This window comes from Streptomyces sp. NPDC006012 (assembly GCF_042871185.1).
Classification (GTDB): domain Bacteria; phylum Actinomycetota; class Actinomycetes; order Streptomycetales; family Streptomycetaceae; genus Streptomyces.
This window is the reverse complement of the sequence record NZ_JBIAIE010000013.1, coordinates 34,371-52,564: the sequence shown is the minus strand read 5'-3', so window position 1 is coordinate 52,564 and position 18,194 is coordinate 34,371. Positions and strand designations below refer to the sequence as shown.

Below are 18,194 nucleotides of genomic sequence, written 5' to 3'. Positions count from 1 at the left end.
GGGCGCCAGATGCAGGACTTCGTGGCGGCGGGCGCGCTGGGTGCGCTGGTGGGAGGGGCGGAACTGGCGTCGCGCTACCGCGACCGCCCGTCGGCCCTGCTGGGCGTCGCCAGCGCGTGGCTCTACGTACTGCTCAACGCGGCGGCGAGCAGCGGGGTCCTGTGGGTCGTCCATGTCTTCGGCTGGCGGTTCGGGACCGCGTCCGCCGACCAGGCGGCAGCGCTCCAGGTGCTCGTCTCCGGGCTGGCCGCCCTCGCCCTGTTCCGCAGCTCGTTGTTCACGGTCCGGGTCGGCGACCAGGAAGTCGGCGTCGGCCCCAACCTCATCCTCGCCATGCTGCTGGGCGTGGCCGACCGGGGCGTGGACCGGATGCGGGCCAAGGACCGCTCCCAGCAGGTCACCCGCATCATGCGCGGGGTCCGCTTCGACAAGGCCCGCGTCGCGCTGCCGGCCTTCTGTCTCGCCTTGCTGCAGAACCTGCCCGAGCAGGAACAACGCGACCTCGCAGTGGCCGTCGAAGCGTTGGTCAGCAGCGAGATGACGGACACTCAGAAGTCCTACGCGCTGGGTCTCCTCCTGATCAACATGGTCGGTCCCGAAGTGCTGCAGAGCGCCGTGGCCGCGCTCGCCGAGGAGATCAGGGAACCGGCGCAGCCGACCGCCAGGACACCGTCCCAGAGCCGTACGGGCACGGACTCGATCACCGCCTGAGCGCGCCGGGGGCCGCTGAACCTCAGCCTCGAAGGCCGCTGTTCCCGCCTCGGCGCGCGTTGAGCGCGGCGGCCACGAACGACGCGACCACCGGCCGGCGGTCCTGCTCGTTCCAGGCCAGCACCAGCCGGCTGGGCGGCGCGTCGGTCACCGGGAGGCACACCAGACCGGCCGGGACCGCTTGGACCAGTGAACGGGGCAGCACCCCGATCATCCGGCTGACCGCGATCATCTGGAGCATCTGGGTCACGTCGGCGACCTCGGGACCGGTGCCGTCGCCCTCGGGAATCCCTTTTCCGCGGGGCAGCGTCTCACCCTGGAGGTCGGACATGAGCACCGAGGTCCGTCCGGCCAGCCGGTGCCCGGACGGAACGATGACCACGCGGTCCTCGGCGTGCAGCGTCTCGTGGGCCAGGCCGTCGAGATCGTCGAAGGGTATGTAGAGCAGGCCGACGTCGGCCCGGCCGTCGCGCAGGAAGTCGGTGCGGTCGGCGGGGCCGCTGAACAGGATGTCCACCCGGCGGGCGTCGGGCAGGCGGGCGTACTCGGCCAGGATCCCGGACAGCAGTCCGGCGTCGCCGCCGGGCTTGAGGACGAGCCGCAGGTGGGCCTGGACGTCACCGGCCCGCCGGGCTTCCCGGACGGCGACGCTGACCGCGTTGAGCGCGTGCCGCCCGTGTTCCTGCAACGCCTTCCCGGCCGGGGTGAGTGCGACGTGCCGGCTGGAGCGGATGAACAACTGGACGCCGAGCCTGGTCTCGATCCGCCGGATCGCCTTCGACAACGCAGGCTGGGCGATCGACAGCCGGACGGCGGCCCGGCCGAAGTGCAGCTCGTCGGCGACGGCGATGAAGTACTCCAGCTCCCGGGTCTCCAGCTCGATCATGCCTCCAGGTTATCGCCGCATATCGAACAGATCTTGGACGCCGTCGGCGTACGCCTCAAGAATTGCCGCATGATCAACCACACGATGATTGTCTCCTTCGACCAGCCGCTGCCCACCGCCGAGCTGGATCAGTACCTCGCAGATATCGAACGGGTCATGCTCGACAGCGGTCTCGTGCAGTCGGTCGTGGCCCGGCGCCACCTTCCGGTCCCCGGCGAGGAGGCCATCGAGGCACTGATCGCGACCGCGATCGTGCAGTTCGCCGTGGCCGACACCGACATGCTGACGAAGGCGTTCACCGCGCCCGGCCTGCACGAGGCCATCAAGCACTGGCAGGCGCGGCACCCGTACAAGGTCGCCTGGGCGAACCACGAGCCGCTGGCATGAGCGGGGTCTCCGTCGCCCGGAAGGCGGGACCGGTCACCGGCGCCGGCAGTGGGATGGGCCGTGCGACGGCGCTGGGGAGCGCCCGGAGCGGCGCCGCGGTCGCCGTGCTCGACGTCGGGTGATCCGGGGCTACCGGCCCGGGGCCGGGCCGATGGGCGACGGCCGCCCGGGAGCCGGTCGGCCGTAGCCGGGCGGCCGGTCGGTGCGGATCATGCCGGTGCCGCTCTCCCCAGGAGAGCGGCACCGGCATGATCCGTCGAGCCAGGGCGGCGCGTCAGTCCCGCGGTCCCGGCTCCGGGCTGCTCTGCTGCCCGCTCTCCTCGTGGCCGAGGAAGAGGTCGAAGCCGTCCTGCCCGGTGCCGTCCACCCGGACCGGGGTGGCCACCGGCGGGTAGCCGGAAGCGACGAGCGTGTACTCGGTGCCGGCCAGATCCGGGAAGGAGTACGCGCCGTCCTCGCCGGTGGTACGGGTGGCGACCACGCTGCCCGCCGGGTCCAGCAGCGCCACCCGGGCATCGGCCAGCGGTGCGCCGTTCTGGCCGCGTACGGTGCCCTGTACCAGGGCGGCCGGCGCGAGGAACACGTCCTGTGCGGTCGCGTTGTCCCCGACGGCCATCGCGATGGCGGTGGGCCGGTGACGCTCGGCGCTGACGGTCAGGACGTACTCCCCGGCGGCCAGGCTGGCGAAGCGGTAGCCGCCGTCGGCACTGGTGATCGTGGAGTCGGCCACCTCGCCGTACGGGTCGGTCGCCACCACCAGAGCACCGGCCACCGGCTGGTCGCCGGCGCGGACGGTGCCGGCCAGACCGCCGTTGCCGGCCAGGACGAGGTTGTACTCGACGGAGGAGTCGCCCACCGAGAGGGTGGCCACCTGCGGCTGGCGCCCGGTGGCCGAGCCGACCAGGACGTACGAGCCGGCGGTCGGCACGTACACCGCGTAGCGGCCCAGCGAATCGGCGGTGGAGCGGCCGAGCTGACGTCCCGTCGGATCGATCAGGGTGACCACGGCGCCCGGCACCGGCGCACCGCCGCCGAGGGCCGACACCTGACCGGTGATCATCACGTCGGTCGGCACCGGAAGGCTCATGGTGGTCGTGGTCGTGGTCGTGGTCGTGGTCCCGGGCCGGGCCGGAGGCTCGGTCGCGGCCGTCAGGGTGCTCTCCTCGGCGGTGTCGGCGGCCAGGCCGGCGGTCTCCAGCTGCGCCGTGGGGCTGCCCTTGCGGTAGAGCACCAACGCGAGGATGGCCGCGGTGATGAAGAAGCCGGCCGCCCACCAGTAGGAGGTGGCGTAGCTGTGCAGCGCGGCATTGGCCTGCACCAGCGGGGTCACCGGCAGATGGTGCTTGATGTAGTCGGTCGCCGAGGACGCCGCCAGGGTGGAGAACAGCGCGGTGCCGATGGAACCGCCGACCTGTTGCATGGTGTTGATGGTCGCGGAGGCGACGCCCTGGTCCTGCGGGGCGACCCCGAGGGTGGCGAGGCTGATCGCGGGTGGAACCACCATGCCGATACCGATGCCCATGATCACCAGGGGCGGCAGCACGTCTGCGGCGTAGGTCGAGTGCAGATCGAGGCCGGTGAGCCAGATCAGACCGCCGGTCGTCAGCAGCGCACCGACCGGGACGATCGGCTTGGCGCCCACCCGCGGCACCAGCGTGACCGTGGACAGCTGCGCGAACACCATCAGCGTCCCGATCAGCGGGAGGAAGGCCAGACCGGTCTTGACCGGTGTGTAGTGCAGCGTTTCCTGGAGGTAGTAGGTCAGGAACAGGAAGATCCCGAACAATCCCGCGCCGCTGACAAACACCGAGACGAAGGAAGCCGCACGGTTCCGGTCGGCCAGCACGCGCATCGGCAGCAGCGGATGCTTGGCCAGGTTCTCCCGGATGACGAAGCCGGTCAGCAGCACGACGCCGATGGCCAGGAACATCCAGACCATCCAGTCGCCCCACGGGCGGGTCTCCGCGTTGGCGAAGCCGTACACGAGGGAGAACACACCGCCCGCGGCGAATATCGTGCCCGACAGGTCCAGGTGCGGACGCTGGGTCTTTGCGGGGCTGCGGATGAGCACTGCTGCACCGACCACCGCGAGGGCCGCGATCGGCAGGTTGACGTAGAGGGTGTACCGCCAGTTCAGGTGCTCGGTCAGCAGGCCGCCCAGCAGCAGACCGACGGCGCCGCCGCTACCGGCGATCGCACCGTAGACGCCGAACGCCTTGGCGCGTTCCTTGGCGTCGGTGAAGGTCGTGGTCAGCAGGGACAGCGCGGCGGGTGCGAGCAGCGCACCGAACACGCCCTGCACCGCACGGCCGATGATCAGCAACGTCAGGTTCTGCGCCACGCCGGCCACCGCGGACGCCACCGCGAATCCGACCAGACCTATCAGCAGGGTGTTCTTGCGCCCGAAGAGGTCCGCCAGCCGGCCGCCGAGCAGCAGCAGGGAACCGAACGCCAGCGAGTAGGCGGTGACCACCCACTGCCGGCCGTCATTGGAGAAGCCCAGGTCCTGCTGGGCGGACGGCAGGGCGATGTTCACGATGGTCGAGTCGAGCACCACCATCAGCTGGGCGAGGCCGATCACGGCCAGCACCAACCACCGGCCCTGGCTGTGGTGGTGTTCCGCACCGTGGGCTGACGAGGACCTCGCCGGTGCGGCGTCGGCGCGCGCGTCGACAGAAGTGGATGACATGTGAGAGGTCCTCCGGGAGTGACAGGATCATTTGCGAACGAGCACCGGAAGGACCACGGTGTCCAGGAAGTGCTTGAGGTAGGCGGTGTCGGCCTCGCGCCGCTCGACGAAGGGCCGGGCGAAGACCGCGCCGACGAGCATGTGCGGGAGATAGCGGGCCGTCGGGGAGTCCGGTGCCATCTCACCCCGGGCCACGGCCCGCTCGACGATCTCCCGCAGCATCTCCAGCTCCGGCTCGATGACCGCCTCGCGCAGCGCCTCGGCCAGGTCGGGGTTCTTGTGCACGGCGGGAGCGATGACCTGGCTCAGTTCGACGTCCTTGCGCGCGCCGGTGAAACGGCGGGCCACTTCGTGGAGGTCGCCCGACAACGAGCCGGTGTCCAGCCTGCTGAGGTCGAAGGGTTTGCAGTGCCGGAGCGCCGCGGCGACCAGTTGGGGTTTGCCCTGCCACTGCCGGTACAGCGTGGCCTTGCTGCAGTGCGACCGGGCGGCGACGGCATCCATGGTCAGGGCGTCGTAGCCGGACTCGCGCAACTCGTCGAGGACGGCGTCGTAGAGCTCACCCGCGCGCTCGGGGGTGAGCCTGCTCCGGCGGGGCACCGCCTCGGTGCCGGCGGCTGCCCGTATCGCGCTCATCCGACGACACCTCGCTTCTCCGTGTCCAGGGGCTGTCGATCCATTAACGGATCGAAACTGTTTCGTACGCGCCGAGCGTAAGTTCCCAAAGAGTGAAATGCAAACAATCATCTCGTTCCGGAGAGGGCGCGCGGGAGCAGTGGGGGGCCCACACGTGTCGCGGTGGTGGGCGACCCCACGCGGGGGCCGGTGTTCTCCGCGGTCGTGCGCGGTCGCGGAGCGTTCGACCCGATCGGAGAGCGTTCGGTCAAGGTGTCGACTCTCACACCTCACCGCTCCCGCTCGGACCGCCGGCATCGGGGGAGCCGTGCCGACCAGCGGATCGTGTGGGTCCCCACACCTTCGATCCGGACCTCCACCCGGTCGCCGGAGACCAGTGGCCGTACTCCGGCGGGGTCGCCGTGAGCAGGACACCGCCCGGCCGAAGGATGCTCCAGCGGGCGGCGAAGGCCGGGAGCGCGTCCACGGCGAGAGCCGGGTCCGCGGTGGACGCCTCCTGGACCTTCCGTCCGGCCACCACCGTACGCAACTGCAACGCTCCGGGGTTCGCTGCCTCGGTCACGGGCGCCGCCGCAGTTCCGCGGCGGCGCCCGTCCTCCTCAGTCCTCCACCCACATCCTGCGGACGTAGGCGTCGTGGTCGTCCAGCAGGCCCGCTTCACGGTCCGGCGCGCGGACGATGGTGCCGCCGCCCGTCTCCGGCATCACGATCGAGGCGAGCAGCAGACCGCGCAGCAGATCGTGCATGAGGACGTTCCTGGTGGCACAGCACGTGTCGTACAGGCCCTGGGTGAACACCTGGAACGCGCCGAGGTCGACATCGGCGCCCCCGCGTTCGTCGGCCGTCAGTCCGGTGGGCAGTTCCAGCAGGTCGCCTGCGCCACGGGCGAGGGAGACGTAGAGCTTTCCCACCCGGAGTGCCGGGTCCCAGAGCGTCCTTGTCCGGTCGGCCGTCTCGAATTCGTAGCTCAGTGGTCCCACCTCAGTCTGATGTCCTTGGCAGGGTGTCCTTCAGTTCCCAGAGGACGTCGTCGTCGAAGTGGTCGATGTTGGTGATCTTGTTGCCGGTCTGAGGGCCGAAGACGTCGTAGTTCTCCGCCCCTTCGAGACAGCCCTTCCCGGCCCCCGCCGCCGACTTCGCGAACGAGGCGGACGACACCGGCGAAGCGAGCGAGGAACCACCGACGATCCTGCAGCCGCGCCGCAGCAGCTTCAACTCGTCGTAGACCCGGTCGAGCGTCCTCAGCTTGGCACCGATGAGGACGTCCACCGCCAGCGCGCCGCAGTGTTCGACAACCACTTCGCCCCCGGCTTCGAGACGGTCTCCGGCGCCTGGACCAGGGTGACCGGGACCACCGGGAACCATGGGCAGAGCTATCACCGGCATGCCGCGAGCACGAGCAGCGCCCAGGCACCCTTCCCGCCGGACGTGCCCATGAGCGGCGTCTACACGGTCTCCACCTGGTACCCGGCGGACCCGGCCCTGACCTCCCACGCCTCGTACGTGGTCGCGCACGCCGAGGGCCGGACGACCGTCACGGTGGACCAGGGTTTTGGCGGGGGCACCTGGGTGCCGCTCGGCGACTTCACCTTCTCGGCGGGTGGCGGGGGCACCGTCGAACTCTCGGCCGGCGCCGGGCAGGAGATCGCCGCCGACGCGGTCCGCCTCACCTACCGGGGTGCCGTGGTGGACAACGATTCGGCAGGCTACGAAGCCGTCGCGGGCGACTGGAACAAGGCGACCGGCGTCGGCGGCTACTACGGGGACAACTACCGCACCCATCCGGCGAGCACCGGTGGCGCGGGGGTGCGCTGGCGGTCGGACGTGCCGGTCAGCGGCACCTACCAGGTGGCCGTCTGGTACACGGCGGCGAGCAACCGTGCGTCCGACGCCCCGTACACCGTCCACCACGCGGGAGGTGCCGGCGTCGTCCGTGTCGACCAGCGCGAACGCGGCAGCCAGTGGGTCTCGTTGGGCGACTTCCGGTTCACCGCCGGTCAGCCGGCCACCGTCGAACTGTCCGACGCCGCCGACGGATACGTCATCGCCGACGCCGTGCGCCTGGTGGTCCGCCGGTAGCACGGCTCCGTCGCCGTACGGGACGCGGGCGGCTCCGGGACATCACACCACCACCTCGGTGCCCCGGGCCGCCCCGTCCCGGTGGATGGGTGTGCCGGAGCCGGCCAGCGGGGCGCCCGTGCCGCCGTGCCGGGCCGCGACGATCTCCGCCGCGATCGACAGGGCGGTCTCCTCGGGCGTCCGGGCGCCGAGGTCGAGGCCGATCGGCGCCCGCAGCCGGGCCAACTCGGGCTCGGCCAGGCCCGCTTCGCGCAGTCGTCGGACGCGGTCGGCGTGGGTGCGGCGCGAGCCCAGGGCGCCGACGTACGCGACCGGTCTGCGCAGGGCCTCCACCAGCAGCGGTACGTCGAACTTGGCGTCGTGGGTGAGCACGCACAGCACCGTGCGCGTGTCGGTCGGGGTGCGCCGCAGGTAACGGTGCGGCCAGTCGACCACGACGTCGTCGGCATCGGGGAAGCGGGCCCGGGTGGCGAACACCGGCCGGGCGTCGCAGACGGTGACGTGGTGGCCGAGGAACTTGCCGATGCGTACCAGCGCGGCGGCGTAGTCGATCGCACCGAAGACGATCATGCGGGGCGGGGGAGTGTTCACCTCGACGAGCAGCCTCAGACCACCCGGGCAGTGCGCCCCGTCCTCCGACAGGTCGACGACGCCCGTGCGGCCGCTGTCCAGCAGCGCGCGCGCCTCGGCCGCCGCGGTCCGGTCCAGCCGCGGGTGGCCGCCGAGCCCGCCCTCCCAGGCGCCATCGGCGCGCACGAGGAGGGCGGTGCCGAGGAGTTCGGCCGGACCGCGGACCACCCGGGCGACGGCTGTCGGCTCATCGCGGGCGGCGGCGGCCAGCGCGGACCGGAACACCTCCCCCAGGGATCCTTGCGCGCGGACCGGCGTGATAAGGATGTCGATGACCCCGCCGCAGGTCAGGCCGACCGCGAAGGCGTCCTCGTCGCTGTAGCCGAAGTGCTGGAGGACGGTCTCCCCGTCCTCCAGCACCTGTTGACACAGGTCGTAGACGGCACCTTCCACGCAGCCGCCGGAGACCGAGCCGACCGCCGTGCCGTCCTCGGCGACGGCCAGGGCGGCACCGGGCGGGCGCGGGGCGCTGCCGCTCGTGGCCACCACGGTGGCCACGGCGAAGTCCCGGCCCTCCTCGACCCAGCGGCCGAGATCCCCGGCCAGGTCAAGCATCCGGCGCCCCGCCGGTCAGGATCCGGTCGGGCCGGATCGGCAGGTCACGGTGCCGGACTCCGGTGGCGTGCCAGACCGCGTTGGCGACGGCCGCGGCGGCGCCCACGTTCCCGACCTCGCCGATGCCCTTGATGCCGACCGGGTCGTCGGGGTCCGGGTCGTCCACCCAGTACGCCTCGATGTGCGGCACGTCGGCGTGCGCGGCGATGTGGTAGCCCGCGAGGTCGGCGCCGACGAGACCGCCGGTGGCGCCGTCCAGGGTCGCCTCCTCGTGCAGGGCCATGGAGATGCCCCAGATCATTCCGCCGACGAACTGGCTCCGTGCGGTCAGCGGGTTGACGATCCGGCCGGCCGCGAAGACGCCGAGCATGCGGCGCACCCGTACCTCGCCGCTCGCGGGATCCACGGCGACCTCGGCGAACTGGGCTCCGAAGGTGTGCCGTTCGCGCGGCGCCTGCCGGGCGAGACCGAGGACCGCCGCGGTGGTGTCGGACCGTGCGGTGATGCCCTCCGGCGGGACGGGCACGCCGGGGACGAGCCGTTCCCGCAGTTCGTCCACCGCCGCCCGGACCGCCCAGGCCCAGGACCGGGTGCCCATGGATCCGCCGGCGAGGACGGCCGGTCCGAAACCGCTGTCCCCGACGTGCACCCGGACGCGGTCCGGGGTCACCTCCAGGGCGTCCGCGGCGATCAGCGTGAGCGCGGTCCGGGCACCGGTGCCGATGTCGGCGGCGGCGATCCGGACGCTGAAGGTGCCGTCGGCCTCGGCGGTCACGGAGGCCGTGGAGGGCGCGGCCGCCACGTGGTAGGTGGCCGCGGCCGTGCCGGTCCCGAGCAGCCAGCGTCCGTCCCGGCGGACACCGGGCCGCGGGTCCCGCTCGGCCCAGCCGAACCTGCGGGCGCCGTCCCGGAAACAGGCGATCACATTGCGGCTGCTGAACGGATTCCCGGACACCGGACCCCGTTCGGGCTCATTGCGTACGCGCCACTCGATCGGGTCGATCCCGCACTTCACGGCCAGTTCGTCGATCGCCGACTCCAGCGCGAACGAGCCCGGGGCCTCACCCGGCGCGCGCACGAAGGTCGGGGTCGGCACGTCGAGATGTACGACCTCGTTGACCGTGTGGTGGGCGGGGGCGTCGTACATCACCCGGGACACCGCGGTGGACGGCTCGACGAACACCCGCACCGTCGAGGTCATGTTCAGCGAGCGGTGCTCCAGGGCGCGCAGCCGGCCGTCCTGGTCGGCGCCGAGCCGGACGCGCTGGGCGGTGGCGCTGCGGTAGCCGACGAGCGGGAACATCTGACGGCGGGTCAGGACCACCCGTACCGGCCGGCGCAGCAGGGTCGCGGCCATCACGGCGGCCACCTGCTGGACGCGGACCTCGCCCTTGCTGCCGAAGCCGCCGCCGACGTGCTCGGCCCGGACCTGTACCGCGGCCGGGTCGAGGGAGAACAGCTTCGCGAGGGTGTCCGCGATCCCGGTACTGCCCTGATTGGAGTCGAAGACCTCCAGGCGGTCGCCGTCCCAGCGGGCCGTCGCCGCATGGGGCTCCATCGGATGGTGGTGCTCCTGCGGGGTGGTGTACTCGGCGTCCACGACGAAGGCGGACGCGGCGAGTTCGGCCTCCAGATCGCCCTTCTCCGTGACTCCGGGCCCACCGTAACTCGGCGCCGGGTACGCGTCCGGGCGTTCGGCGGAGAACGCGATGTCGAAGGGTTCCGCGTCGTAGCGCACCACGAGGGCCTCGGCGGCCTCCCTGGCCTGTTCGGAGGTCTCGGCGACGACCAGCGCCACGGGCCAGCCCACGTACGGCACCTGGTCGCTCTGGAAGAGGGCGACGATCGGGTCCGGCTTCGTGCCCATGGGCAGGACCCAGTCGGCGTCGACCGGCAGGGCGTGCCCGTGGTGCAGGACGTCCAGCACGCCCGGCATGTCACGGACGGGACCGGCCTCCACCGAGCGGATGCGGCCGCGGGCGACGGTGGACAACACCAGCCAGCCGTGGGCGAGTTCGGCGAAGGGGACCTCTCCCGCGTAGCGCGCGGCCCCGGTGACCTTGTCCCGGCCCTCCACCCGGACGTGCGCGGTGCCGACGGACCGGGCGGCCGGTGCTGCGGTGGTCGTGGTCATCGGATGGCCTCCTGGGCGAGTTCGGTCAGCACGGCCACCGTGAGGTTGCTCATCAGCGTCACCTTGTACCCGTTGTGCGCGAGCGGCCGGGCGGCGGCCAGTTCCGCCGCCGCAGCCGCGGCGAAGGTCTCGGCGTCCGCCGGGGCACCGGTCAGTACGCGTTCGGCCGCGCGGGCCCGCCACGGCCGGGACGCGACCGCCCCGAAGGCGAGCCGCGCCTCGTGCACGACGCCGTCGCGGACGTCGAGCGCGGCGGCGACCGAGCCGATGGCGAAGGCGTAGGAGGCGCGCTCGCGCACCTTGCGGTAGCGGGAGCCGGCCGCCGCGGGTATCGGCGGCAGCGTGACCCCCGTGATGAGCGCCCCCGGCGGCAGCGCGGTCTCCCGGTGCGGGGTGTCACCCACCGGGAGGTAGAACTCGGCGAGCGGCAACTCGCCCGGCCCGTCGGCCGTTCGGTAAGAGACGACGGCATCGAGGGCCAGCAGCGCCACGCCCATGTCCGAGGGATGGACGGCCACACAGTGGTCGGAGGCGCCCAGGATCGCGTGGTTGCGGTGCTCGCCCGCCACCGCGGGACAACCGCTGCCGGGGTCGCGCTTGTTGCACGGCTTGGTGACGTCGCCGAAGTAGGCGCAGCGAGTGCGCTGGAGCAGGTTGCCGCCGACGGTGGCCATGTTGCGCAGTTGTCCGGAGGCCCCGGCCAGCACCGCCTGGCTCAGCGCCGGGTAGCGGCGGCGGATCTCGGGGTGGGCGGCGAGGTCGCTGTTGGTGACGGTGGCGCCGATGCGCAGGCCGCCGTCCGCGGTCGCCTCGACGCGGTCGAGGGGGAGTTCGCGTACGTCGACGAGCCGGGCCGGGCGTTCGACGCCGGTCCGCATCAGATCGACGAGGTTGGTGCCCCCGGCGAGATAGCGCGCCTCCGGGTCGGCGTCGAGCAGGGCGAGCGCGCCGGCGACGTCGTGTGCGCGCCGGTATCCGAACTCCCTCATACCGCGACCTCCGCACCCTCACTGGCGGCGGCGCGGGCGACCGCGTCGACGATCGCCACGTACGCGCCGCAGCGGCACAGGTTGCCGCTCATGCGCTCCCGTATCTCGGCCGCGGTCAGGGGTGGCGGCGCCGCTTCCGGCCGGACGTCGTCGGTGGCGGCGCTCGGCCAGCCGGCCGCGTGCTCCTCGATCACCGCGACGGCCGAGCAGATCTGCCCGGGTGTGCAGTAGCCGCACTGGTAGCCGTCGAGGTCGAGGAACGCCTGCTGAACGGGGTGCAGCCGGTCGCCGTCCGCCAGCCCTTCGACGGTGGTGACCTCCCGCCCCTCGGCCGCCACCGCGAACTGCAGGCAGGAGACGGTCCGGCGCCCGTCGACCAGCAGGGTGCAGGCGCCGCACTGCCCCTGGTCGCAGCCCTTCTTGGTGCCGGTCAGACCGAGCCGCTCGCGCAGGGCGTCGAGCAACGTGGTGCGGTGGTCGACGGACAGCGTGTGTTTCTCACCGTTGATGTGCAATGTGATCGTGCTGGTCGTCGACGGAGCCATGATCAGCCTTCTTTCACACGTCCAGGAGGGACCGCCACGGCGGGCCGCGCCCGTCGGCGTCGGTCCGCCCGGTCATGTCTGCCGTTATGGTGGAAACAAACGGACAGTAGTCCGTTACTCCGGAAAACGTAACGGACAGGTGTCCACTTTACAAGGGGGCGTGTATGAGCGCCGGAAACGGGCCGACGGGGCCGAGAAGCGGCGCCCCCCGGCGCTCGGACGCCCAGCGCAACCGCGAGCGCATCCTGGAGGTGGCGCTGATCGAGCTGATGCGCGCCCACGACGTCCCGTTGAGTGTGATCGCCAAGAAGGCGGGGGTCGGGCAGGCCACGTTCTACCGTAACTTCGCCACGCGCGAGACGCTGGTCCTTGAGGTGTACCGGCACGAGGTGCGCCAGCTCGCCGACAGCGCGACCGAGCTGCTGAGGACGCGGGAGCCCGACCGGGCGCTGCGCGAGTGGATGGACCGGCTGGCCCAGTACGCCATGGCCAAGACCGGCCTGGCCGGCGCGCTGTGCCAGGTCACCAGCGCCACCGGCGGTCCCGCGAAGGCGAGCCAGCCGCTGGTGGCCGCCGCGATCGAACGCCTGCTGGACGCCAACCACGAAGCCGGGACCATCCGCCCCGGAGTGACCGCCGACGACTTCGCCCTCGCCATCGCGGGCATCTTCCAGATCGACCCGAACGGCGACTGGCAGTCCCGGTCCACCCGGCTCCTGGACCTGGTGATGGACGGCTTGCGCGCGGGTGCGCCCGCCGGCCGTGGACGGCGGTGACGCTGCGCGGGGCGAGGCGGAAGCGGTGCGTCCGGCAGCGGGACCCGCGAACCGGTCGTCCGCACCTGCGACGGCCTGCGGAACCGGAGACGTCCGGCGGGACCGCCCGCGGCCTGCCCTTCGGCGTTCCGCCGCACGGCATGACCGGCTCCGCCATCCGGTCGCCCCGGTTCAGCAGGTGCTCGGTGCCCGCTTGCCGGAGAACCGGTCCGCGAGCCACGGGACGCCCTCGGCGCTGGTGACCACACTGGCGGCCACATGGGTGGGGATGTGGTTGCGGGCGAACTTCACCGTCGCACCCAGCCGGCACCAGTCGGCGGCCAGCTTCTCGCCGACCCGGTGGGGGATGACGTCGTCGAGGACACTGTGCGAGAGCAGGACGGGCATGCCGGGTCTGCGGTCGCCGAGCCGCTGTTCCGCCATGACCCTGTCCCACGGGGCATGCCGGAGCCGGTCCGTCAGTGGCCGTCCGTCCACCGTCAGGGTGCGGGTTCGCAGGAACGGGTGGGCGCCGACGGCCTGGGCCGTGCACCGGTTGTCCCGCAGGTCATGGATCACCTGTCTGCCCCGGGAGTTCAGATACGGGTCGACGTCGATGCCGTAGGCGGCGCCGAGCCCGGACAGGGCGTAGCCGAGAAGCGCGGAGTAGGCGGAGCCGTCGAGGCTGCCGGCCACCGTGTCCAGGTCCGCGGGGGGAGCACCGACGACGGCACCCCTGACCTTCAGCTCCGGCGCGTAGGTGTGGGCGAGTTCGGCCGCGGAGGCCGCCGCGGCGCCGCCCTGGGAGTAGCCGTAGAGGGCGACCGGACCGGAGTCGGGGAGCTTCGCCGCCGTCAGCCGCCGGGCCGCCCGGACGGAGTCCAGGACCGCCCGGCCCTGCGCCTCGCGGTCCAGGTAGGTGTGGACTCCGGGTGTGCCCAGTCCCTGATAGTCGGTCACCACGACGGCGTAGTCCTGGTCGAGGAGCTTCTTGATGAACAGCCCCTCGGACTCGGTGCCCGCGGCCAGTTGGCGGGAGGGTGCGCACTTGTCCGCCAGTCCCTGGGTTCCTGGCGCGAAGGCGACCACGGGAAGCGGGCTGTGCCGGGAGGTCCGGGGGGTGATCACGGTGCCGGTGACCGCGACGGGCCGCCCGGTGCGGTCGGTCGTGCGGTACATGATCCGGTTGACGTCCGCCTTGACCTCGATCGCCTTGAGGGGGTCCAGGTGGAAGGCGGTCGGCTCGGACCGGATCACGTCACCGTTGTGCGCGGGCAGACGCGCCGGCGGTTCGTAGAAGTGCGGCCGGTCGGCGGCGGCCGTGGCGGCCTGCGGCAGCAGGAGGGGAAGGACCGCGGTGGCCGCCGCGACGAGTGGTGCCACGGCACGTCTGCGCAGAACAGGACGACACGGCATGAGGACTCCTCGGTCAGGGGAGGGGGAGATTCACTGGCTACCCGAGCGGCGGTGGCCGGACGCGGAAATCTGCCGGACCCTGACTCGAATGGCTCAAATAGTGTCAAAGTGCGACTTGTTGAGTTGTGTGGCGGCCTTTTCCCGGTCCGCCCGCCCGTGCGGCGGGCATCGCTCCCGCGCGGCGTGCGGCGGCGGTCCGATGTCAGTGCCGGGTGGAAGACTGCCCGCCATGACTGCACCCGACCCGAAAGCAGACCTTCACCGCTATCTGCAGGAGGCCCGCGAGGCCCTGCTGTGGAAGCTGGACGGACTGTCCGAGTACGACGTCCGCCGCCCGCTCACACCGACCGGCACCAATCTGCTCGGGCTGGTCAAACATGTCGCCGGGGTGGAGCTGGGATACCTGGGCGACGTGTTCGGGCGGCCGTATTTCGACAAGGAGCCGCCGCCCCGGTGGTGGTACACGGAGAACGCCGAGGCCAACGCAGACATGTGGGCCACCGCGGATGAGCCGCGTGCACAGATCGTGGAGCTGTACCGGCGGGCCTGGGAACACTCCGACCGCACGATCGAGGAGCTGGCACTGGACGCGACGGGCCGCGTTCCGTGGTGGCCCGAGGAGCGGCGCGAGGTGACGCTGCACCACATCGTCGTACGGGTGATCGCCGAGACCCACCGGCACGCCGGCCACGCGGACATCGTGCGTGAGCTGATCGACGGGTCGGTCGGGGAGCTGACGGGCAAGGACGGCATGCCGTCCGGTGAGCGGGAGTGGTGGGAGAACTACCGGAGCCGGGTGGAGCGGGCGGCACGGCAGGCCGGCAACGGCTGACGGCGCCCGCCGCCCGGCGCGGGTCACAGGAGCAGGGGCCCGGTGGTGAGCGGGATGATCGTGCCGCCCGCCAGGCCGAGGGCGAGGGACAGCGCGCCCGCTGTGTACGCGGTGGCGGCGGACCAGCGGCCCTGGACGGCCTGGCTGTCGGCGGGTGCCGGGGCGGCGGTCGCGAACAGCGGGACGAGCCAGCGCAGGTAGTAGAAGAGGGAGGCGACGGTGTTGGCCACGGCGAGAGCGGCCAGCCAGGTGTAGCCGCCGTCCACGGCCGCGCTGAAGATCTGCAGCTTGCCGAGGAAGACGCCGGTGGGCGGAGTGCCCACCAGACCGAGCAGGCAGACCACGAGGACCGCCGTGAGACCGGGTCGGCGGCGGGCGAGGCCGCGGTAGTCGCCGAGGGCGCGGGCCGCGGGGAGTTCGGTCACCACGGCGAACGCGCCGAGATTGGTCGCCGTGTAGGCCGCCAGATAGAACAGCAGGCTCCGCTGCGCGAGCCCGCTGCGGGTGGCGACGGCGAGGGCCATCAGGAGGTAGCCGACCTGGCTGACGGTGGAGTAGGCGAGCAGCCGCTTCACCGACGTCTGGAAGAACGCCGCGAGGTTCCCGAGGGTCATCGTGGCCGCGGCGAGGACCGCCAGCAGCGTCGGCCAGTTGACGTCCGTGTGGGGGAGCGCCTGGTGCAGGAGGCGGTAACCGGCGATCAGACCACCGACCTTGGGCAGCGTGGTGACGTAGGCGGCGACCGGCGAGGGGGCGCCGTCGGTGACGTCGGGCACCCAGTAGTGGGCCGGGACGGCGCCCGCCTTGAACAGCAGTCCCGCGAGGACGCCGACCAGTCCGACGGCGACGAGCCCGTACGCGGCCCCGGGCAGGCCGGTGTTCAGCTCGCGGTAGTGGGTGCTGTGGCCGGCACCGTACAGGAGCGCGGTGCCGGCCAGCATGGTGGTGCCGAGCAGGGCGCCCATCAGGTAGTACTTCAGCGCCGCCTCGGTGCCGGAGGCGTCCTTGGCGAAGCCGGTCAGTGCGTAGGCGGGGACACTGGCCAGCAGATAGGCGGCGAACAGCATCAGCAGGTCGTTCGCGCCGATCAGGGCAAGCGTGCCGGCACCGGTCAGGAGCAGCAGGACCCAGTACTCGGTCTCGTGCCTGCGCCCGCGGACGCTTTCCACGGACATGCCGATGACCAGCAACAGGGCGACGAGGACGACGAGGCGGCCGACGCCGGTGGCGGTGTCGACGGCGAAGGCCCCGAGGAAGACGGTCTGTTCACCGGCCGTGGCCATGGTGACCGCGGCGGCCGTCAGGCCCGCCACGCAGGCGCAGGCCGCCAGCAGCGCGACGGGCCACTGGCGGCGGCGGGGCAGCCAGGACCCTGCGAGCAGCCCGGCCACCGCGGCGCCGAGCAGGGCGAGTTCGGGGACGAGGGCGGTCAGGTCCTGGTTCACCGGGCCACCAGCCCGGTCAGGGTGCGGCTCGCCGGTTCGACGACGTCCAGCAGCCAGCGCGGCGCGACGCCGATCACCAGGGCGAGCGCGAGCAGCGCAACGACGGACAGCGTCTCGGCGCCGCGCAGGTCACCGATGCCGGCGCCGGCGACGGTCCGCGGCAGCCGTGGGACGCCCAGGAACACCGAGCGCAGCGCGCGCAGGAACAGGGCGGCGGTCAGCAGGATGCCGGTCACGGCGACGGCGGTGGCGATCGTCTGCGAGGCCAGGGAACCCGCGAAGATCTGGAACTCGGCGATGAAGCCGGAGAAACCGGGGATGCCGAGACTGGCGAATGCCGCGACGGCCGTGACAGCGGCGAACCGCGGGGTGTGCGCGGCCAGGCCCGAGTAGGCGTCCATGGCGTAGGTCCCGCCGCGGTCGTACAGCACGCCGGTGAGCAGGAACAGGGCACCGGTGATCAGACCGTGGCTGACCATCTGGGTGACCGCGCCGGTCACCGCGAGGGAGCGGGCCTGCGCATCGGTGCCGGCCAGGATTCCCGCGGCGCCGACGGCGAGGACGACGTACCCCATGTGGTTGACCGAGGTATAGGCGATCATGCGCTTGAAATCGGTCTGCGCCAGGGCGACCAGGGCGCCGTGGACCACGGAGACCGTGCCGACGACGACCACGGCCAGGGCGTAGCGGCGCCAACTGCCGGGCAGCAGAGGCATGGCGATGCGGACGAACCCGTAGGTGCCCATCTTCAGCAGGACCCCGGCGAGGACCGCCGAGCCGGTGGCGGGGGCGTCGGTGTGGGCGGGCGGCAGCCAGGTGTGGAAGGGCACCGTGGGGGTCTTGACCGCCAGCCCGACGCCGATGGCCAGCAGGACCAGCCCGGCGTACAGGCCGTGCCCGGCCAGCGGATTGGTGCGGGTCAGGTCGGTGAGGTCAAAAGTGTGCGGGTCGGCCGCCAGATACAGGCCGATGAAGCCGAGCAGCAGGGCCAGCGAGCCGGTGAAGGTGTAGAGGAAGAACTTCAGCGCCGCGGCGTGGGCACGTTCGCCGTGTCCCCATCCGGCGATGACGAAGAACATGCCGACGATCGACAGGTCGAAGAAGACGAAGAACAGGATGAGGTCGAGGGCGACGAACAGGCCGACGCAGACGGTCTGCAGGAACAGGAACAGACAGGTGTAGGAGCGCACCCGGCGCACCTCGCGGAGCGAGTACACGGCGACGGCCAGGAACAGCACACAGGTGAGGGCGACCAGCGGCAGGGAGAGCCCGTCGACGCCCAGGTGGTAGCCGACGCCGGCACTGGGGATCCAGCGCGCCCGTCGCTCGTACTGCATCCCGCCGCCGGCGTCGAAACCGGCCCACAGTGCGGCGACCAGCGCGAGATCCGCGGCGCCGGCGGCGATCCACACCCACACGTACGTCCGGTCGGGCAAGCGGCGCGGCAGAAGCAGCAGGAGCGCGCACACCAGCAGTGGAAGAAACGTGACGGCGGTCAGCACGGG

19 protein-coding genes are annotated in these 18,194 nt (G+C 72.0%); 6 read left to right on the top strand and 13 right to left on the bottom strand.

Annotated features, from left to right (window positions below; all coding sequences use genetic code 11):
- Positions 1-9: 9 nt before the first annotated feature.
- The gene (locus tag ACFYPJ_RS22450; protein WP_389019859.1) at positions 10-711 is read left to right on the top strand and encodes a hypothetical protein; all 702 of its coding nucleotides are present in this window, start codon (positions 10-12) and stop codon (positions 709-711) included.
- 22 nt (positions 712-733) lie between these two features.
- On the opposite strand, the gene ACFYPJ_RS22445 is transcribed toward ACFYPJ_RS22450, so the two are convergent.
- Entirely contained in the window at positions 734-1,597 is an 864-nt protein-coding gene (locus ACFYPJ_RS22445; RefSeq protein WP_389019856.1) for a LysR family transcriptional regulator, read from the bottom strand.
- 69 nt (positions 1,598-1,666) lie between these two features.
- Between ACFYPJ_RS22445 and ACFYPJ_RS22440 the strand changes: the two genes are divergently transcribed.
- Positions 1,667-1,984 carry a hypothetical protein gene (locus ACFYPJ_RS22440; protein ID WP_389019854.1) on the top strand — a complete coding sequence of 106 codons (318 nt, stop codon included), beginning with the start codon at positions 1,667-1,669 and terminating at the stop codon, positions 1,982-1,984.
- Positions 1,981-2,106, top strand: a complete 126-nt coding sequence (locus ACFYPJ_RS22435) for a hypothetical protein (RefSeq protein ID WP_389019851.1) — start codon at positions 1,981-1,983, stop codon at positions 2,104-2,106. The genes ACFYPJ_RS22440 and ACFYPJ_RS22435 overlap by 4 nt, the downstream gene beginning before the upstream one ends.
- A 152-nt stretch (positions 2,107-2,258) precedes the next feature.
- Here the strand turns inward: ACFYPJ_RS22435 and ACFYPJ_RS22430 are convergent, their stop codons facing one another.
- From ACFYPJ_RS22430 to ACFYPJ_RS22410, 5 genes are all read right to left on the bottom strand, one after another.
- A complete protein-coding gene (locus tag ACFYPJ_RS22430; protein WP_389019848.1) occupies positions 2,259-4,673 on the bottom strand; it encodes a DHA2 family efflux MFS transporter permease subunit in 2,415 nt (804 codons plus the stop codon).
- A gap of 27 nt (positions 4,674-4,700) precedes the next feature.
- Positions 4,701-5,309 carry a TetR/AcrR family transcriptional regulator gene (locus ACFYPJ_RS22425; RefSeq protein ID WP_389019845.1) on the bottom strand — a complete coding sequence of 203 codons (609 nt, stop codon included), beginning with the start codon at positions 5,307-5,309 and terminating at the stop codon, positions 4,701-4,703.
- Positions 5,310-5,571: 262 nt separating this feature from the next.
- Positions 5,572-5,871, bottom strand: coding sequence for a hypothetical protein (locus ACFYPJ_RS22420; RefSeq protein WP_389019842.1), 300 nt, complete (start codon positions 5,869-5,871; stop codon positions 5,572-5,574).
- Between the two features lie 37 nt (positions 5,872-5,908).
- Positions 5,909-6,289 (bottom strand): DUF6086 family protein, encoded by a 381-nt coding sequence (locus ACFYPJ_RS22415; protein ID WP_389019839.1) that lies wholly within the window; start codon positions 6,287-6,289, stop codon positions 5,909-5,911.
- Between the two features lies 1 nt (position 6,290).
- Complete coding sequence (locus tag ACFYPJ_RS22410) at positions 6,291-6,608, bottom strand: hypothetical protein (protein WP_389019837.1); 318 nt, start codon at positions 6,606-6,608, stop codon at positions 6,291-6,293.
- On the opposite strand from ACFYPJ_RS22410, the gene ACFYPJ_RS22405 reads away from it, so the two are divergent.
- The gene (locus ACFYPJ_RS22405) at positions 6,594-7,388 is read left to right on the top strand and encodes a hypothetical protein (protein ID WP_389019834.1); all 795 of its coding nucleotides are present in this window, start codon (positions 6,594-6,596) and stop codon (positions 7,386-7,388) included. The two genes, ACFYPJ_RS22410 and ACFYPJ_RS22405, sit on opposite strands and share 15 nt — an antisense overlap.
- A gap of 42 nt (positions 7,389-7,430) precedes the next feature.
- On the opposite strand, the gene ACFYPJ_RS22400 is transcribed toward ACFYPJ_RS22405, so the two are convergent.
- Genes ACFYPJ_RS22400 through ACFYPJ_RS22385 form a run of 4 tightly spaced genes read right to left on the bottom strand, consistent with a single transcriptional unit; the run spans position 7,431 to position 12,241 of the window.
- The gene (locus ACFYPJ_RS22400; protein ID WP_389019832.1) at positions 7,431-8,573 is read right to left on the bottom strand and encodes an XdhC family protein; all 1,143 of its coding nucleotides are present in this window, start codon (positions 8,571-8,573) and stop codon (positions 7,431-7,433) included.
- Positions 8,566-10,707: a xanthine dehydrogenase family protein molybdopterin-binding subunit gene (locus tag ACFYPJ_RS22395; RefSeq protein WP_389019829.1), complete on the bottom strand. Its 2,142-nt coding sequence runs from the start codon at positions 10,705-10,707 to the stop codon at positions 8,566-8,568. Before ACFYPJ_RS22395 ends, ACFYPJ_RS22400 begins: the two co-directional genes overlap by 8 nt.
- Positions 10,704-11,696 (bottom strand): FAD binding domain-containing protein, encoded by a 993-nt coding sequence (locus ACFYPJ_RS22390; RefSeq protein ID WP_389019826.1) that lies wholly within the window; start codon positions 11,694-11,696, stop codon positions 10,704-10,706. Before ACFYPJ_RS22390 ends, ACFYPJ_RS22395 begins: the two co-directional genes overlap by 4 nt.
- Positions 11,693-12,241, bottom strand: coding sequence for a (2Fe-2S)-binding protein (locus tag ACFYPJ_RS22385; protein ID WP_389019823.1), 549 nt, complete (start codon positions 12,239-12,241; stop codon positions 11,693-11,695). The genes ACFYPJ_RS22390 and ACFYPJ_RS22385 overlap by 4 nt, the downstream gene beginning before the upstream one ends.
- A gap of 164 nt (positions 12,242-12,405) precedes the next feature.
- On the opposite strand from ACFYPJ_RS22385, the gene ACFYPJ_RS22380 reads away from it, so the two are divergent.
- On the top strand, positions 12,406-13,017 hold the full coding sequence (locus ACFYPJ_RS22380) for a TetR/AcrR family transcriptional regulator (RefSeq protein WP_389019820.1): 612 nt from the start codon (positions 12,406-12,408) through the stop codon (positions 13,015-13,017).
- Positions 13,018-13,188: 171 nt separating this feature from the next.
- Here the strand turns inward: ACFYPJ_RS22380 and ACFYPJ_RS22375 are convergent, their stop codons facing one another.
- Positions 13,189-14,412 carry a lipase family protein gene (locus ACFYPJ_RS22375; protein ID WP_389019817.1) on the bottom strand — a complete coding sequence of 408 codons (1,224 nt, stop codon included), beginning with the start codon at positions 14,410-14,412 and terminating at the stop codon, positions 13,189-13,191.
- 229 nt (positions 14,413-14,641) lie between these two features.
- Here ACFYPJ_RS22375 and ACFYPJ_RS22370 point away from each other — a divergent pair, with 229 nt between their 5' ends.
- Positions 14,642-15,244 carry a DinB family protein gene (locus tag ACFYPJ_RS22370; RefSeq protein WP_389019814.1) on the top strand — a complete coding sequence of 201 codons (603 nt, stop codon included), beginning with the start codon at positions 14,642-14,644 and terminating at the stop codon, positions 15,242-15,244.
- Between the two features lie 23 nt (positions 15,245-15,267).
- On the opposite strand, the gene ACFYPJ_RS22365 is transcribed toward ACFYPJ_RS22370, so the two are convergent.
- Positions 15,268-16,689, bottom strand: coding sequence for an NADH-quinone oxidoreductase subunit N (locus ACFYPJ_RS22365; RefSeq protein WP_389019812.1), 1,422 nt, complete (start codon positions 16,687-16,689; stop codon positions 15,268-15,270).
- Positions 16,686-18,191, bottom strand: coding sequence for a NuoM family protein (locus ACFYPJ_RS22360; RefSeq protein ID WP_389019810.1), 1,506 nt, complete (start codon positions 18,189-18,191; stop codon positions 16,686-16,688). Before ACFYPJ_RS22360 ends, ACFYPJ_RS22365 begins: the two co-directional genes overlap by 4 nt.
- Positions 18,192-18,194: the final 3 nt, after the last annotated feature.

Bases quoted from the DNA above. Each gene is read 5' to 3' on its own strand.
- ACFYPJ_RS22400 (WP_389019832.1), bottom strand. From the start codon at position 8,573: ATGCTTGACCTGGCCGGGGATCTCGGCCGCTGGGTCGAGGAGGGCCGG.
- ACFYPJ_RS22390 (WP_389019826.1), bottom strand. From the start codon at position 11,696: ATGAGGGAGTTCGGATACCGGCGCGCACACGACGTCGCCGGCGCGCTC.
- ACFYPJ_RS22370 (WP_389019814.1), top strand. From the start codon at position 14,642: ATGACTGCACCCGACCCGAAAGCAGACCTTCACCGCTATCTGCAGGAG.
- ACFYPJ_RS22375 (WP_389019817.1), bottom strand. From the start codon at position 14,412: ATGCCGTGTCGTCCTGTTCTGCGCAGACGTGCCGTGGCACCACTCGTC.
- ACFYPJ_RS22450 (WP_389019859.1), top strand. From the start codon at position 10: ATGCAGGACTTCGTGGCGGCGGGCGCGCTGGGTGCGCTGGTGGGAGGG.
- ACFYPJ_RS22440 (WP_389019854.1), top strand. From the start codon at position 1,667: ATGATCAACCACACGATGATTGTCTCCTTCGACCAGCCGCTGCCCACC.
- ACFYPJ_RS22395 (WP_389019829.1), bottom strand. From the start codon at position 10,707: ATGACCACGACCACCGCAGCACCGGCCGCCCGGTCCGTCGGCACCGCG.
- ACFYPJ_RS22430 (WP_389019848.1), bottom strand. From the start codon at position 4,673: ATGTCATCCACTTCTGTCGACGCGCGCGCCGACGCCGCACCGGCGAGG.
- ACFYPJ_RS22425 (WP_389019845.1), bottom strand. From the start codon at position 5,309: ATGAGCGCGATACGGGCAGCCGCCGGCACCGAGGCGGTGCCCCGCCGG.
- ACFYPJ_RS22445 (WP_389019856.1), bottom strand. From the start codon at position 1,597: ATGATCGAGCTGGAGACCCGGGAGCTGGAGTACTTCATCGCCGTCGCC.
- ACFYPJ_RS22380 (WP_389019820.1), top strand. From the start codon at position 12,406: ATGAGCGCCGGAAACGGGCCGACGGGGCCGAGAAGCGGCGCCCCCCGG.
- ACFYPJ_RS22435 (WP_389019851.1), top strand. From the start codon at position 1,981: ATGAGCGGGGTCTCCGTCGCCCGGAAGGCGGGACCGGTCACCGGCGCC.
- ACFYPJ_RS22385 (WP_389019823.1), bottom strand. From the start codon at position 12,241: ATGGCTCCGTCGACGACCAGCACGATCACATTGCACATCAACGGTGAG.